The organism is Wenyingzhuangia sp. IMCC45533, from assembly GCF_054111225.1.
The window spans coordinates 696,048-711,570 of the sequence record NZ_CM134197.1 but is presented as its reverse complement, the minus strand read 5'-3'; the positions used below and the strand labels follow the sequence as shown (position 1 = coordinate 711,570).

At 33.6% G+C, this 15,523-nt stretch carries 14 protein-coding genes; 6 read left to right on the top strand and 8 right to left on the bottom strand.

The window, feature by feature from the left end; genetic code table 11:
• The first annotated feature begins 319 nt into the window (after positions 1–319).
• The 3 genes from ACXGQW_RS03095 to ACXGQW_RS03085 all read left to right on the top strand — a co-directional run bounded on the left by ACXGQW_RS03095 (position 320) and on the right by ACXGQW_RS03085 (position 4,381).
• Complete coding sequence (locus ACXGQW_RS03095) at positions 320–1,456, top strand: sterol desaturase family protein (protein ID WP_457823637.1); 1,137 nt, start codon at positions 320–322, stop codon at positions 1,454–1,456.
• 175 nt (positions 1,457–1,631) lie between these two features.
• A complete protein-coding gene (ruvB, locus tag ACXGQW_RS03090; RefSeq protein WP_457823636.1) occupies positions 1,632–2,654 on the top strand; it encodes a Holliday junction branch migration DNA helicase RuvB in 1,023 nt (340 codons plus the stop codon).
• A 2-nt stretch (positions 2,655–2,656) separates the two neighbouring features.
• Positions 2,657–4,381, top strand: coding sequence for a SulP family inorganic anion transporter (locus ACXGQW_RS03085; RefSeq protein WP_457823635.1), 1,725 nt, complete (start codon positions 2,657–2,659; stop codon positions 4,379–4,381).
• On the opposite strand, the gene ACXGQW_RS03080 is transcribed toward ACXGQW_RS03085, so the two are convergent.
• The 3 genes from ACXGQW_RS03080 to ACXGQW_RS03070 are packed head-to-tail and all read right to left on the bottom strand — an operon-like array spanning position 4,382 to position 7,198.
• Positions 4,382–5,872: a DUF4301 family protein gene (locus ACXGQW_RS03080; RefSeq protein WP_457823634.1), complete on the bottom strand. Its 1,491-nt coding sequence runs from the start codon at positions 5,870–5,872 to the stop codon at positions 4,382–4,384.
• A 6-nt stretch (positions 5,873–5,878) separates the two neighbouring features.
• Entirely contained in the window at positions 5,879–6,586 is a 708-nt protein-coding gene (locus tag ACXGQW_RS03075) for a geranylgeranylglyceryl/heptaprenylglyceryl phosphate synthase (RefSeq protein WP_457823633.1), read from the bottom strand.
• Complete coding sequence (locus ACXGQW_RS03070; protein ID WP_457823632.1) at positions 6,587–7,198, bottom strand: 4'-phosphopantetheinyl transferase family protein; 612 nt, start codon at positions 7,196–7,198, stop codon at positions 6,587–6,589.
• 55 nt (positions 7,199–7,253) lie between these two features.
• Here ACXGQW_RS03070 and ahcY point away from each other — a divergent pair, with 55 nt between their 5' ends.
• On the top strand, positions 7,254–8,567 hold the full coding sequence (gene ahcY / locus ACXGQW_RS03065; protein ID WP_457823631.1) for an adenosylhomocysteinase: 1,314 nt from the start codon (positions 7,254–7,256) through the stop codon (positions 8,565–8,567).
• A gap of 127 nt (positions 8,568–8,694) precedes the next feature.
• Here ahcY and folK read toward each other — a convergent pair whose 3' ends face one another.
• On the bottom strand, positions 8,695–9,195 hold the full coding sequence (gene folK, locus ACXGQW_RS03060) for a 2-amino-4-hydroxy-6-hydroxymethyldihydropteridine diphosphokinase (protein ID WP_457823630.1): 501 nt from the start codon (positions 9,193–9,195) through the stop codon (positions 8,695–8,697).
• A 58-nt stretch (positions 9,196–9,253) separates the two neighbouring features.
• On the opposite strand from folK, the gene sppA reads away from it, so the two are divergent.
• Complete coding sequence (sppA, locus tag ACXGQW_RS03055; RefSeq protein ID WP_457823629.1) at positions 9,254–10,990, top strand: signal peptide peptidase SppA; 1,737 nt, start codon at positions 9,254–9,256, stop codon at positions 10,988–10,990.
• Between the two features lie 271 nt (positions 10,991–11,261).
• Here sppA and ACXGQW_RS03050 read toward each other — a convergent pair whose 3' ends face one another.
• Genes ACXGQW_RS03050 through pyrR form a run of 4 tightly spaced genes read right to left on the bottom strand, consistent with a single transcriptional unit; the run spans position 11,262 to position 13,989 of the window.
• Complete coding sequence (locus ACXGQW_RS03050; RefSeq protein ID WP_457823628.1) at positions 11,262–12,176, bottom strand: ribonuclease Z; 915 nt, start codon at positions 12,174–12,176, stop codon at positions 11,262–11,264.
• Position 12,177: 1 nt separating this feature from the next.
• The gene (locus ACXGQW_RS03045) at positions 12,178–12,504 is read right to left on the bottom strand and encodes a ribonuclease Z (protein ID WP_457823627.1); all 327 of its coding nucleotides are present in this window, start codon (positions 12,502–12,504) and stop codon (positions 12,178–12,180) included.
• A gap of 3 nt (positions 12,505–12,507) precedes the next feature.
• Positions 12,508–13,437, bottom strand: coding sequence for an aspartate carbamoyltransferase catalytic subunit (locus ACXGQW_RS03040; protein ID WP_457823626.1), 930 nt, complete (start codon positions 13,435–13,437; stop codon positions 12,508–12,510).
• Between the two features lie 3 nt (positions 13,438–13,440).
• The gene (gene pyrR / locus ACXGQW_RS03035) at positions 13,441–13,989 is read right to left on the bottom strand and encodes a bifunctional pyr operon transcriptional regulator/uracil phosphoribosyltransferase PyrR (RefSeq protein WP_457823625.1); all 549 of its coding nucleotides are present in this window, start codon (positions 13,987–13,989) and stop codon (positions 13,441–13,443) included.
• Positions 13,990–14,158: 169 nt separating this feature from the next.
• On the opposite strand from pyrR, the gene ACXGQW_RS03030 reads away from it, so the two are divergent.
• On the top strand, positions 14,159–15,499 hold the full coding sequence (locus tag ACXGQW_RS03030) for a tetratricopeptide repeat protein (RefSeq protein WP_457823624.1): 1,341 nt from the start codon (positions 14,159–14,161) through the stop codon (positions 15,497–15,499).
• Positions 15,500–15,523 lie beyond the last annotated feature (24 nt).

The following is a 15,523-nucleotide window of genomic DNA, read 5'->3' as shown; positions in this document are numbered from 1 at the left end:
TTTTTTACAGAATCTTTTATTATTTATTGAATGCCTTAAAATTGCCTCAATGTGGCTATTTGAAGGAGTGAAAAAAGGAGGACTTTTTTATTTTTAGGAGTGCATATCGGTGGATGATTAATTATCGATATCTGATAGGTTTTGAAAGCCTTGTTTACTTTTTATCGCTAGTGTAACTTATCTGATGCAAGTCAGTCTTAGGTATAAGATTTTCTAGGGTAATTTTGCATCCTCTAAATTTTATGAAAAGTTATGCAGGTTTCTTGTGTTTTGTTATTTATTTAGTTGTGTTTTTATAGTTTTGTTAAAAACTAGAATCATGAAAGAAGAAATTTCTATGATGCCTAAAAATGACAATGCAAGTTTGTTTATAGCGATTGCCATTGTGTTGTTTGTAGTAGGTATAGAGTACTTAGTTGCTAGAAGTAAAGGGAAAAGAATTTTTAGATTTGAAAATACGATTGCCAATTTCTCCATGGGAATATTTGACAGGGTTGCAGGTTTATTTATGATTCCTCTAATCTTTTTTTACTACCATTATCTACATCAAAATTTTGCTATCATCGACATACCTGAAACGACCGCTTGGTTTGTCTTTGCTGTATTTGTTTCCGACTTTATTTGGTATTTTTATCATAGATCTGGGCATAAAATAAATTTATTTTGGGGAGCTCACATCATCCATCATCAGAGCGAAGACTATAACTACTCTGTAGCCTTAAATTTAACTCCTTTTCAAGTATTTGTCCGCATTGCATTTTGGTCGTTAATGCCCATCATTGGCTTTTCTGCAAAAGTTGTTCTAGGAACACATTTGGTTATTGGGTTGTATCAATTCTTGTTGCATTCTCCATTGATTCCTAAACTTGGAATTTTAGAAGAGTTTATGGTAACACCATCTCATCACAGAGTGCATCACGGAAGTAATGAAAAATATTTAGATAAAAATTTTGGGGGGGTGTTAATCATTTGGGATCGATTATTTGGCTCTTTTCAAAGAGAAGAGGAAACAGTGAGTTACGGAATTACTAGGGATATCAACTCCAGAGATTTTGTCACGGGGGTATTTCATTATTACAGCAACTTAATTTTTATGATGAAGCAATTACCATCGTTTTCAGATAAGATTAAAGTTTTGTATAAAGGACCAGATTGGGTTCCTGCACAAGGGGCTTTACAGCAATTACCATTGTATATAGATAAAGGAACTTATCAATACAAAGAATACTCTCTTGTAGAGAAAAGCTATATCATAGGGCAACTTATTTTACTCATACTTGTTACAGGTTTTTTATCTTCTAACATTGCGAATATACCTGTGTTGGGTATAGAAATAATTACCATGTATATCTTAATAACTTTGGTATCTATTGGTAGAATGATGGAAAAACAACAAGTTCTATTTTTAGAGTTATTCAAATATGCCATAATCATTGGCTATGTGTTATTTCTTTAAAAGGTTGCCTATTGTTGATGATGGTTGTAAAACACTTTCACAATAAAATTAAGGGTCGACTTTAAATAGACTTTTCAATTATGATTGCCCAATAAATAATTAAAAAAGAGCGGAGTTTTACTTCGCTTTTTTTTAATCTCTATCGTGTATATTTGTAAATAGAACCGTTTGATGTATGAATGAAAATTTAAATCCTGAGAATTCTAATCTTTCAAATGATGAGTTAGATGTAGAAAAAAAATTACGTCCGCTTTCGTTTGACGACTTTACAGGGCAAGAACAAGCTATAGAAAATCTTAAAATATTTGTAGAAGCTGCAAATATGAGAGGAGAAGCTTTAGACCATACATTGTTTCATGGACCTCCTGGATTGGGAAAAACAACATTGGCTCATATATTGGCCAATGAACTAAATGCAGGAATAAAAGTTACGTCTGGACCTGTATTGGATAAGCCAGGAGATTTGGCAGGTCTATTAACCGGTTTGGATGAAAGAGATGTGTTGTTTATTGATGAAATTCATAGATTGAGTCCTATCGTAGAAGAGTATTTGTACTCTGCTATGGAAGATTTTAAGATTGATATTATGATAGAGTCTGGCCCCAACGCTAGAACGGTTCAAATAAACTTGGAACCTTTTACTTTAATTGGAGCAACCACCCGCTCTGGATTGTTAACCGCACCTATGCGTGCTCGTTTTGGTATATCGAGTCGTTTGCAATATTACGATACTGAGCTATTAAGCACCATAGTTCAAAGAAGTGCTCATATTCTAAAAACACCCATTAGCATGGAAGCTGCCATAGAAATAGCTGGTAGAAGTAGAGGAACTCCTCGTATAGCCAATGCTTTGCTAAGAAGAGTAAGAGATTTTGCACAAATTAAAGGAAATGGATCCATCACTATTGAAATTGCCAAATTTGGATTGAAAGCTTTACATGTAGATGCTTTTGGGTTGGATGAAATGGATAACAAAATTCTGACAACCATTATAGAAAAATTTAAAGGAGGTCCAGTAGGAATTAGCACCCTAGCAACTGCGGTAAGCGAAAACGGAGAAACTATTGAAGAGGTTTACGAACCTTTTTTAATTCAACAAGGATTTGTTATTAGAACCCCGAGAGGTAGAGAGGTAACGGATTTGGCCTACAAGCATTTAAAAATATCAAAACCTACCAACCAAGGAGAATTGTTTTAAATATGAAAAAATGGATTCCTATTTTAGAGTGGTTACCCAAGTACAGCGTTAAAAGCAATTTAAAAGCAGATGTAGTTGGTGGGCTTACAGTAGGAATCGTTTTAATTCCTCAAGGAATCGCATACGCACTAATTGCAGGTTTGCCTCCTATATACGGTTTGTACAGCGCTTTACTACCTCAGTTAATGTATTTGTTGTTTGGTACTTCTCAAAGAGTAGCAGTAGGGCCAGTAGCCATGGATTCATTAATTGTGGCAGCAGGAATTTCAACACTAGCCATTGCTGGTACGGAGGCATACATTACGCTCGCTTTATTGCTCGCGTTTTCTGTAGGAGTTATACAATTATTGTTGGGGATAGGAAAGTTAGGTTTTATAGTCAATTTTTTATCGCAACCTGTAATTAGTGGTTTTAGCTCAGCTGCTGCCATTGTCATTGGAATCAACCAATTTAAAAATTTGTCTGGAATTCCCATTCCACGAAGTAATCGCTTGCAAGAAATTGTTTACTCGATGGTTTCAGAAGCGGATAAAGTTGAAATCCAAACACTATTTGTAGGCTTAATCACGGTAGTAATTTTATTAGTCATTAAACTTACCAAATCAAAAATACCAGGTCCTCTGTTAGTGGTTGTTCTAGGAATTGTGGGGCTTTACTTTTTAAACAAAGAATTGCCTAATGTTGCTGTTTTAAAAGAAATTCCATCAGGTTTGCCTTCTTTTGAGCCTCCAGTAATTACTTTTAAAATGATTTCTGATTTATTTCCCATTGCTATGACTTTAGCAATTATAGGATTTTTAGAAACTATTTCTATCGGAAAAGCCATCGAAAAAAGTACGGATGAAGTGATGATATCTCCCAACAAGGAGCTGATTGCTTTGGGGATGATGAATATAGTTGGTTCGATGTTTAAATCCTACCCATCTACAGCAAGTTTTTCTAGGTCAGCTGTAAACGAAGATGCAGGGTCTAAAACAGGATTGGCAGCTTTATTCTCTATGCTTGTTTTAGTATTAGTTTTACTTTTTTTAACGCCCTGTTTTTACTATTTACCTAAGGCAGTTTTGGCTGGGATTATTATTGTTTCAGTGATAAAATTAATCAATTATAAAGAAGCAATCAGGTTGTGGAACTTAAATAAAAGCGATTTTTGGATGCTAATTGCTACCTTTTTAGGAACCCTGTTTTTAGGAATTAAAGAGGGAATTACCATTGGAGTAGTGTTGTCGTTAATGATGTTAATCGCAAGAACTTCTAAGCCTCATGTAGCCGTTTTGGGGAGAATACCTAACACCAATATTTTTAGAAATGTAGAGAGGTTTAACGAAGTAGAGGTAAACGATGAGGTTTTGATTTTAAGATTTGATGCGAGAGTTTATTTTGCCAATTCAAATTATTATAACGAAGTTTTACAAGTTGAAGTGGACAAGAAAGGCAAAAATTTAAAACTTATTTTGTTAGATTTTGAATGTATCAACGGTGTAGATAGTACTGCTATTCAAATGTTAGAAACAGCGATAGATTTTTATAACGATAAACAAATAAAAATCTTCTTTTCTAACGTTAAAGGACCTGTTAGAGATATGTTTACAAAAAGTAATATTGTAGATAAAATAGGAACCGACAAGTTCTTTATTAATAACAATGATGCTTTAACTTTTTACACCACAGGTAAGTTGGATAGAAAAGAAGATTTATCTAATTACGTTGAACAAGCGAACGTTTAATTAGGCTTGGTGCATAGGAGACAGTAAATCTGTAACAGTTTTAACAGGATTAAAAGTTTCTATGGGAACTTCTATAAATACAGATAGCCAACAGTGCATACCTCCATTCCACAAACCAGGTAATTCTAAGCCTTTTACGGGGTTTCCATTCACTGTTTTGTCAGTAATAAACACCGCGTCGTGATTTACGTATTCAGTCAAATCAAATTTATTTCCTTCAAAATCTTTAGTAGCACAAACTATATCTACAGGATTAAAGTGAGTTGCTTGGTGCAAAATATCCAACTGACTTTCGATGGTTTTATCTACTTGAGCCCCTTCAATAATTTGTATGGAAAGCTGGTCGTCATCATCTTTTATCCAAAATGGACCACCACCAGCATCTCCTTGGTTTTTAATCATTCCACAAACGCGCAGAGGCTTGTTTAAAAAGGCAAACAAATCATCAGAAGTGCAATCCTCGTTAAAGTTAATAAAGAAATTTGCCATGATAAAAAAACGAATTTCTCTCAGGTCTGCTTTCTTAGGGCTGTTTTTTAACAAAATCAAGTAACCAAAAATCTTTTCTTGCAAAAACAGCAATTTACCTGCCAATACTTGCTTGTATTTAATGGTTTCTTCCATGTGGTTTTGATGACTTACATTATCAATATTTTTGATAAAAATAAGATCAGCATCCAAATCATTTAAATTTTCAATAAGCGCACCATGTCCACCCGCTCTAAATAAATAATTACCTTCTTTATCTTTGTAAGGAGTGTTATCGGGATTTAAAGCAATGGTATCTGTACTAATTTTCTGAATAGAGAAATCAATATTGAAGGTAACCCCAGCATCACTATAATTATATTTTATATAGGATTCCGCTTGCTTTTTAAATTCATCTACAAAGTTTGGGTTTACCGTAAAATGCAAATTTACTTGATGATTTTTACTGATGGCATAAAAATATCCTTCATCGATTTGCTCCTCTAAAGCAGATTTATTGTAAATATCATATTGATGAAACTTAATTAAACCTTTAGGAGTTTGTTGGTAATTTAAACCCTTATCACTCAAAACAAAATTTAGGAAAATTAGTTTGTTGGTTAAATTATCTAGTTTTTTAATCTGAGGATGGATTTTATGGAATTCGATAATAACATCCTTAAAAAAAGGAAATTTATGTAAGTTATCAAAAAAGTACTGAGACATAGGGTTGCTAGTCTTGGTGTTGTAAAATTCAGAGAGCCCTTTAAACATTCGGGAGGCTAGTCCTGAGGCAGGAGTAAATTTGCAAATATTGATGTCTTGCTGTTTAAGATTGTACATATTCATAAACTTACTTCGGTCAAAGCTGTTGATTTCTATAATTCCATCACCAATAGTGGCTATTCGATCTAAAGCTATAGTAGAAGTACCCTTAATAAAAGCTAACATTTGATTAGACAATGTTTTCTCAGATATACCTCTTTTATCAATCTCTTCTTTTAATTTTTTTTCTAACCTCATAATTTTTTATTTAAATAAAATATTTTTTTCAAATGCTGTGCCTATTACAACTAATGTAGCTCCGTTGCTATGGGCTTTTTGAATTGCATCGAGAGTTTTAATTCCTCCACCTACAATAATAGGGATATTAACCGAATTATAAACTGATTTTATAACAGGTGTTCCTACAGATGTTATGGCTCCGCTACCGGCTTCCAAATACACAAGTTGTTGTCCCATGAGTTCACCTGCTTTGGCTGTTTGCGTAATTAAATCTATGTTATTTTGAGCGATAGGTTTTGTATTGGAGACCTGCATAGTGGCAGTTTGTGTATCTCCATCGATTAAAACATAACCCGTAGAAATAATTTCTAAAGAACTGCTACTTAAAAATGGCACTGATTTTATTTGCTGTTTTACTAAATATTCTGGATTGTCTCCAGAAATTAAATTTAAAAACAAAAGAGCATCCGCTTGGTTGGTTAACTGCTGATAATCTCCAGGAAACAAAATAACAGGTACTTGACTATACTTTTTGGTTGCCTTGGAAATAATTTCTGTCTGATTTTTGTTGACAATACTACCTCCCATCAAAATAAAATCAATAGGAGCATCGTTAATTCTTGTGCAAATATGTTCCACCTGAGATTCGCTTATTTTATCAGGGTCCATTAAAACTGCAATCAGTTTCTGATTATTTTTTTGTGCCTTTTGTAAAGTTTTTAAAATATTCATTTAAGTAGTTGCAATGGCAAGTGAATAGTTTTCTATCGGGTAAAATTTAATATCACAATTTATAACCAGCTCAGGGGTATTAATTAATCCTATAGCAGATGAATGATTGTAATTGCTTACAATTAAATCATTTTTAAAACTCATGCCCCCGCAAGGATGAATTTTATACATAGATTCCTTTGCACCCCAAATATAAGTAAGCTTTTGAATGTATTGCTCGTTGTCTAGTTGATATTGCTCAATATCCGTAAAACGATGTTTAATTACCTTAATTTTTTCTCTGTTTTTTTCAATATCAATCCCTACGTTTTTATCAGAAATTACAATCGCAGAAAAGTCAAAGGAGTGGGTAATGGAAATATGTAATCCGCTTTTTAATAAAGGTTTTCCATGTTCATTGTAATACAAATCATCATCACTTAAATGAATTTGCTTCAACAAATGTCTAATGCTCAGGAATCCTTTTTGGTGTTGAACAGATTTCATCGAATTTAATCTATTTAAACTGTTTTTAGATAGGTAAATATCCTTTAGGAAGTCAATACTTTCGGTGATTTTCCACACAAAAGCTTGCGTGGTTTCGTTGATTTGTATTGATTTAAATAAAGGCATTTATTGTAGTAAGGATTTTGTAAATTTGCAGTCTAAAAGTAACAAATATACTAATATGAGTTTAGAAACTACATACGTTCCTTATAAAGTAAAGGACATTACATTGGCTGATTGGGGTCGTAAAGAAATACATTTGGCAGAGGCAGAAATGCCAGGATTGATGAGTATTAGAGAAGAATATAAAGGGCAAAAGCCATTAGCAGGTGCAAGAATTGCAGGATGTTTACACATGACTATTCAAACAGCTGTTTTAATTGAAACTTTGGTAGATTTAGGAGCTGAGGTTACCTGGTCTTCTTGTAACATCTTTTCTACTCAAGATCAAGCTGCTGCTGCCATTGCTGCTGCAGGAATTCCAGTTTATGCTTGGAAAGGATTAAACGAAGAGGAGTTTGATTGGTGTATAGAGCAAACTTTATTCTTTGGAGAAGATAAAAAACCGTTAAATCTTATTTTAGATGATGGTGGAGATTTAACAAACATGGTGTTAGATAAATATCCAGAACTAGTTGAAGGGATTAAAGGATTATCAGAAGAAACCACTACGGGAGTTCACCGTTTAATAGAGCGTGTAAAGGCTGGTACTTTACCAATGCCCGCTATCAACGTAAACGATTCTGTTACCAAGTCTAAATTTGATAACAAATACGGATGTAAAGAATCTGCTGTAGATGCTATTCGTAGAGCTACTGATGTAATGATGGCTGGAAAAGTAGCCGTAGTTGCTGGTTACGGAGATGTAGGTAAAGGAACTGCTGCTTCTTTACAAGGAGCTGGAGCTAGAGTTTTGGTAACAGAAATAGACCCGATTTGTGCTTTACAAGCTGCCATGGATGGTTTTGAAGTGAAAAAGATGGACGATGCTATTAAGCGTGCGGATATTGTAATAACTACTACTGGTAATAAAGATATTATTGTAGATCGTCATTTTAAAGCATTAAAAGATAAGGCAATTGTTTGTAATATTGGTCACTTTGACAATGAGATTGACATGGCTTGGTTAAACGGAAGCTACGGAGCATCTAAAGTTGAGATTAAACCACAAGTAGACCAATATACGATTGACGGAAAAGAGTTTTTAGTATTGGCGGAAGGACGTTTGGTAAACTTAGGATGCGCTACAGGTCACCCAAGTTTTGTAATGTCAAATTCTTTTACGAATCAAGTGTTGGCTCAGTTAGAATTGTGGAATAATGCAGATGCTTATCAAAATGATGTGTACACATTACCTAAGCATTTAGATGAAAAAGTAGCACGTTTACACTTAGCTAAAATTGGTGTTGAACTAGATACTTTGTCAGAAGATCAAGCTTCTTATATTGGAGTAACTGTTGAAGGTCCATTTAAACCAGAGTACTACAGATATTAATATAAAGTAGTAAACGAATTATATTTTAAGCGATTCAGAATTTATTTCTGAATCGCTTTTTAGTTTTTATAGATACGTTTAACTATTATTCCGTACATAACACGGAGACTGGTTTTAGTGTAATTACTTATAGTGTCAACTGAATATCAAGTCGTGTAATGTCACTATCATCGTTGGTTTTTGCGAGTAAATTTTCTAGAGTATCTTTTAACACTGGATGTGTAAAATTTTTAACAATTTCGATGGTGGGAATTAATACAAATTTTCGGTCTTGAATTCTAGGATGAGGAATCTCTAAATGAGGTGTATTGATAATATCATTATTAAAAAAAAGAATATCAATATCCAAGGGTCTTGCTTGATAACCTTCAAGGTTTTCATTTCTAAGTCTACCCAATTCTTCTTCAAAAGTCAGCAGTTCAGTTAATAACTCAGATGTATTTAGAGAGGTTTCAATTTGGATAGAAATGTTATAAAAGTCATCACTCTCAAACCCCCAAGGCGGAGTTTGATAAATCGACGAAACTTTTAGAATATTACCAATACCTTTAATTTTTGACAGAGCATTATTTAGATTTTCTAGTTTATTTCCAAGGTTGGTTCCTAAAGATAAAATTGCGGTGTTCATATATTTTTAATCGTTGAACAAAGAAATCATTTATATTTGTTTAATAAAAAAATAAAATATGAATTTCATCAAAAGAGTACTGTCATCTTTAGTCGCAATCTGGATTGCCCTTATTATTTTTATTGTGGTTGGAATTGGAATTGCATTATCGTTTACAGGTGATGAGGTAAAAGAGGTTACAGACAATTCTATTCTGGAAATTAACTTGTCTGGACAAATTAATGATTACGTTCCTGTAGAATCAAACCCGTTTTCCAATATTTTGGGATTAGAAGAATTTAAATACGGATTTAACAATATCTGCAAGGCTATTGAGGTTGCTACTTATGATGAAAAAATAAAAGGAATTAGTTTAACAAATATCCCTAATAGTATGGGATGGGCTCAAACCACTGCCCTCCGCAAAATGTTAGTGAAGTTTAAAGAGAAAGGAAAGTTTATTTATGCTTACAGCGATGTTTACTCACAAAAGAAATATTACTTAAGCTCAGTAGCAGATTCTGTTTTTGTGTCTCCTTTAGGACGTGTAGAACTAAAAGGATTACATTCTGAAGTGATGTTCTACAAAGATTTTCAAGAAAAGTATGGTGTTAAAATGGAGGTAATAAGACACGGAAAATACAAAAGCGCAGTAGAACCATTTATAGCCAATGAAATGAGTGATGCGAATAGAAAACAAATTAGCGAACTTATTAACGGTATATGGAAAGAAATTGACAAAGCTGTTGCTAGTACTCGTAATATAGATGTAGAGAAAGCGGTATTAGAATTGTACGGAAAATCATCGGCTACCGCATTACAGAATAATTTGGTAGATGGAGTTCTCTACAAAAACGATTACCAAGAAAAACTAAACAAGAGACTGCAAACGGAAAAAGACCATACGGTAAAGTTTAAAGATTATATGAATCACGTGCTTTTAAAAGAGATGGAAAAAAAGGAATCTCAAATTGCGGTGGTTTATGCGCAAGGAAATATTATGTATGGAAAAGGAACTTTAGATATTATAGGACAAAAAAAAATGATAAAGGCTTTGAGCGCAGCTGCTAAAAACGACAAAGTAAAAGCGATTGTGCTAAGAGTAAATTCGCCAGGTGGAGATGCCTTAGCTTCTGATTTGATATGGAATGCAGTAGAACAAGCTAAAAAGAAGAAGCCCGTGATTGTATCTATGGGGAATTTGGCAGCTTCTGGAGGATACTATATTGCTTGCGGGGCAGATAGAATTTTTGCGGAGCCTACCACAATAACAGGTTCTATAGGGGTGTTTGGAATGTTACCCAATGCAGCTCCTTTAGCTAAAAAAATAGGAATTAACGCGGAAGTGGTAAGCACGCACGAAAACGGTGTTCATTACAGCGCAGTGCTCCCTGTCGACGAAAAATTTAAAAAAGTAGTAAAAGAAGGGATAGAGGAGGTTTACGATAATTTTTTAGATAGGGTTGCCAAAGGAAGGAATATGTCTATGGAAGAGGTTGATGAGGTAGCTCAAGGTCGTGTTTGGACAGGTGTCAAGGCATTAGAAGTCGGTTTGGTTGACGAGCTGGGAGGTTTAGATGTAGCCATTATGTATGCAGCTAAAAAGGCAGAGATTAAAGAATATTCTTTAAAAGAATTACCTAAGTATGATATGGAATTAAAAGATGTTTTAAGTCCAGGTTCTTTAATAAAACAGCAATTGAATGTAAATGCTATTGCTAAAGATATGGGAATAGCTGAGTTGAGTCCTTTAAAATCAATATTCAAAACAAGGGGAATACAAGCCAAACTTCCTTTTGAAATATCGGTTTACTAATAAAGTAGAAGCTCAACATAATGAGCTAAAGGTCTTAAAATCGTCATTTCGAGCAATTTTCCACCGAAAATTGCTCGAAATGACGATTTTGAACCTAAAAGGGATGGCTTATTCTACATCATCCTAAAATAATCTCACTCAAACTAATCTATTCTTCTGTGATATAATTTAGTCTTATTAGATGATAGAATACTAAGCGCTAAGATAAAAACGGCATTAAAGAGTTTGTCGAGCGGAGTCGAGATGCTAAAATCACAAAAAAAATCAATTTCTAAAAAACAAAAACTTTTCCCGTTTCCGCTAGTTCCACATGTTCAAACTCAGTTTCGGCTTCAACTTTAAACTGACTAATATCTCTGTACCTACTAGAATAATGTCCCAAAATAAGTTTTTTAACATTGGCTAATTTGGCAATAGTTGCAGCTTCTTTAGCGGTGCTGTGTTTGGTTCTTTCTGTAAGGTCTTTTCGGTCTTCTAAAAAAGTAGATTCGTGGTATAGCAGCGTAGCATTTTGTATAATAGGAACAATGTCTGGTTTATAGGCAGTATCACTACAAAAAGCGTAACTCAACGCTTTTTTAGGAGGAAGCGTTAAATCTTCGTTAGGAATAAGTTCACCATTCTGTTTTAAAAAGTCCTTCCCTTTTTTTAGGTTGTGATAATCGCAGATTTCTATTTCGGGTTCCATAGAAACGTTTTCCATGTTTAGCTTTCTTAAAGCTTCTTTTTCCTTAAATAAAAAACCGTTAGTATAAACTCTGTGATCAAGAGGAATGGTGGTTACGCTAATTTTTTTATCATCTAGAATTACTTTGGATTCCTTTGACCCTAGTTCGTGGAACAATAAGGGAAAAGAAGTCCAAGATTTGGATAGTTTTAGCTGTAAAGTGATAATTTCTTTAATTCCTTTAGGTCCGTAAATGTTGAGTTCAGTTCTACGGTCTAACAAACCAAAAGTAGAAATCAACCCAACCAGCCCAAAAAAATGATCCCCATGCAAATGAGAAATAAAAATATGTTTGATTTTAGCGAAAGGAACTTTGTGTTGTCTTAACAGAACTTGAGTTCCCTCACCACAATCAATTAAAAGATGTTGTTCGTTTATTTTTAAGTATTGTGCAGTAGGATGTGCATTGGTTCTAGGAGTTGCGGAGTGGCAACCTAATATGGTGAGTTGTATGCCCATCCTAAAATCCTAAATCGCGAGTCATTTCATCCATATCAATAATGTCTTCTGCTTCGGTTAAAGTAGGAACAACGTTTAGTTCTTCATCAAAAACATCTGCATCAAAAGTTGGGATTACAATCACAAAAGAATTATTGTTTTCTGCTTGGGCTTCTGCGTATTGTGCAAGCTCGTTTATCTGGTTTTCGGTAGTTTGTATATTACTTAAATCTAGAACCAAATTCCCAGCAGTTAATGGGTCATAAGCCGTTTTGAGAAAGTTTAAAAAGTATTCAAAATCCTTTTCTGCTGTTAAGGTTGTAAACTTATCGTTAGAAGTAGTTTTCATCTTTTATTTTTTTATTTGTTCGGCCAAAAGGTATATACAAGCCATTCTTACAGCCACACCATTTTCTACTTGATTTAGAATAATAGCTTGGTCAGAATCTGCAACATCAGAAGTAATTTCTACACCTCGGTTGATAGGTCCTGGGTGCATGATGGTAATTTCTGAATCTAACGAATTTAACAATTTTTTATCTACTCCATAAAGCTGCGTATATTCTCTGGTAGATGGAAAATAATTAATAGCCATTCGCTCATTTTGTACACGTAACATATTGGCAACATCCGCCCATTCTAAGGCTTTTCTTAAGTTTGTCTCTACAGTAACTCCTAAGCTTTCTATGTGCTTGGGAATTAAAGTAGCGGGTCCGCAAACTTTTACTTCTGCACCTTGCAATTTTAAAGCATATATATTTGATAGTGCGACTCTAGAATGTAAAATGTCACCTACAATTACTACTTTTTTACCTGCCACATCTCCTAATTTTTCTCTAATAGAAAAAGAATCTAATAAGGCTTGAGTAGGGTGTTCGTGTGTACCATCTCCAGCATTGATGATTTTGGTATCAACGTGCTTTGCTAAAAATTCGTGCGCTCCTACGTTAGGGTGTCTCATTACAACAATATCCACCTTCATAGACAAAATATTGTTGACTGTATCAATCAGTGTTTCTCCTTTTTTTACAGATGATCCCGAAGCAGAAAAATTGATCACATCAGCAGACAAGCGTTTTTCTGCCAACTCAAAAGATAACTTAGTTCTTGTACTGTTTTCAAAAAACAGATTGGCAATGGTAATATCTCTTAAAGAGGGTACTTTTTTAATTGGTCTGTTAATTACCTCTTTAAAATGGTCTGCAGTTTCAAAAATTAAATCAATATCTTCTTTTACAAGGTGTTTAATTCCTAATAAGTTGGGAACGCTTAAAGTTTTCATCTACTATGATTTGTTCTTGTTAATGATATATACTGCATCTTGAGAGGTGTCGTCACTCCAATTAACCAACACTCGCTCTTCGTTAATAACGTCTACAGCAGCTCCTTTATAATCTGGTTGAATAGGTAAATGTCTACTAAAACGTCTGTCTACTAAAACTAATAATTCTACATCTTTAGGTCTACCGTATGACTGTATGGCGGTTAATGCTGCGTTAATACTTCTACCAGAAAATAAGACATCATCAATAAAAACTACCTTTTTATCTTCTACCAAAAAGTTAATCTCAGTTGAATTTGCGTTTAAAGGAGCTTCTCTACGTCTAAAATCATCCCTGTAAAAAGTAATATCTAATTTACCTAAATCAATATTTCTTATTTGATAGTCATTTCTTAAAATATTTGCAATTCTATCAGCAAAATAAGTACCTCTAGGTTGCAAACCAATTAAAACAGTATCAGAAAAGTCACCGTGGTTTTCAATTAACTGACAAGCCAATCGCTGTAAGATGATTTGAATTTTTTTTGAGTTTAGAAGTATTTTATCACTCATAAGATCTAAGTAAATTAGTTGTACAAATATAGTTTTTTTGTTGATTAATTTGTTAAAAACATTTGATTAACGCTGACCTTGACAAGCCCAATTCTACTTATTTTTATATTAAGAATTGCTTAAAGAACACAAACAAAAAAATATGATGTCATTATCCAAATTTGAGAAAATGCTGAAGACAAATGATGTTTATTTTTTTGATACAACAGAATTTGAGGAAATTATTCATTATTACTTAGATGAAGGGAATACCTCGATGGCAAAAAAAGCAGTTTTTTTAGCTTTAGAGCAGCATCCAGATTCGGCAGATATTAAATTGATTCAAGCCGAAATCATGGTTTTTGAAAACAAATTTAATGAAGCTAGAAATTTACTAGATAATTTGATGGCTATCTTCCCCTCAAATGAAGAGGTTTATATACAGATTGCCAATTTACTATCCAAACAAGACAAGCATCAAGAAGCGATAAATTACTTAAAAATAGCCGAGGAATATACAGATGATTTGGCTGATGTTTCCTCATTGTTAGGGATGGAATATTTGTACTTGGATGATTATCAAAAATCGAGATCACATTTTTCTGTTTGTTTAGATTTTGATTTGGAAGATTATCAAGCGCTCTACAATATTATCTATTGTTTTGAAATGGAATCTAATCATAAAGAAGCCATTTTGTTTTTAAACAATTACATATATAAGAATCCCTATTGCGAAGTAGCCTGGCATCAATTAGGAAGACAATACTTTGTTTTAAAAAGGTTTGAAGAAGCACTGAAAGCTTTTGACTATGCAGTGGTGATTGACGAAGCTTTTATTGGAGGATATGTAGAGAAAGCTAAAACTTTAGAGAAATTGGAATCCTATGATGAGGCAATTAAAAACTATCAGGTTACTTTAGAGTTGGATGACCCCACAGCGTTTGCATATTTAAGGATAGGGGAATGTTACAAAAAGAAAAAAGAGGCAACAAAGGCTACTTATTATTATAAAAAAGCAGTACATGAAGATCCGTTACTAGATAAGGGTTGGATGCTCTTGGCAGTGATAAGTAACGAAGAAAAGAAATACGACAAAGCGTTGCATTATGCCCATAAAGCTGTGGCTCTTGATGAGACGAATGTAGAATATTGGCGATACTTTGCCGATATCAATTTGAGACTCAATTTTTACGAGGAAGCTGTTGAGGCTTTTGAGAAATGTATAGAACTAGGTGATTCTGGAGTTGAGGTTTGGATAACGCTAGCGGATGTTTTTGTTTTTATCGGTAATTTTTCGCAAGCTTTAAATACACTTGTAAAGGCCAAAAAGCAACATAGTAATTTTGCTGAAATAGAGTATCGCTTGGGTTGTTTGTTTCATATGACAAATCAAAAAAAAGAAGCTTACTTACACTTGCAAACAGCCCTAAGTCTAGATTTAGATTATTATCTAATTATGGAAGAGTTGTATCCTACTGTTTTTAATGATACTGAAGTAAAAAGATTGATTTCAAACTTTTTGAATAACTAGTTTTTAAAGCTACTTTTGTTTAAA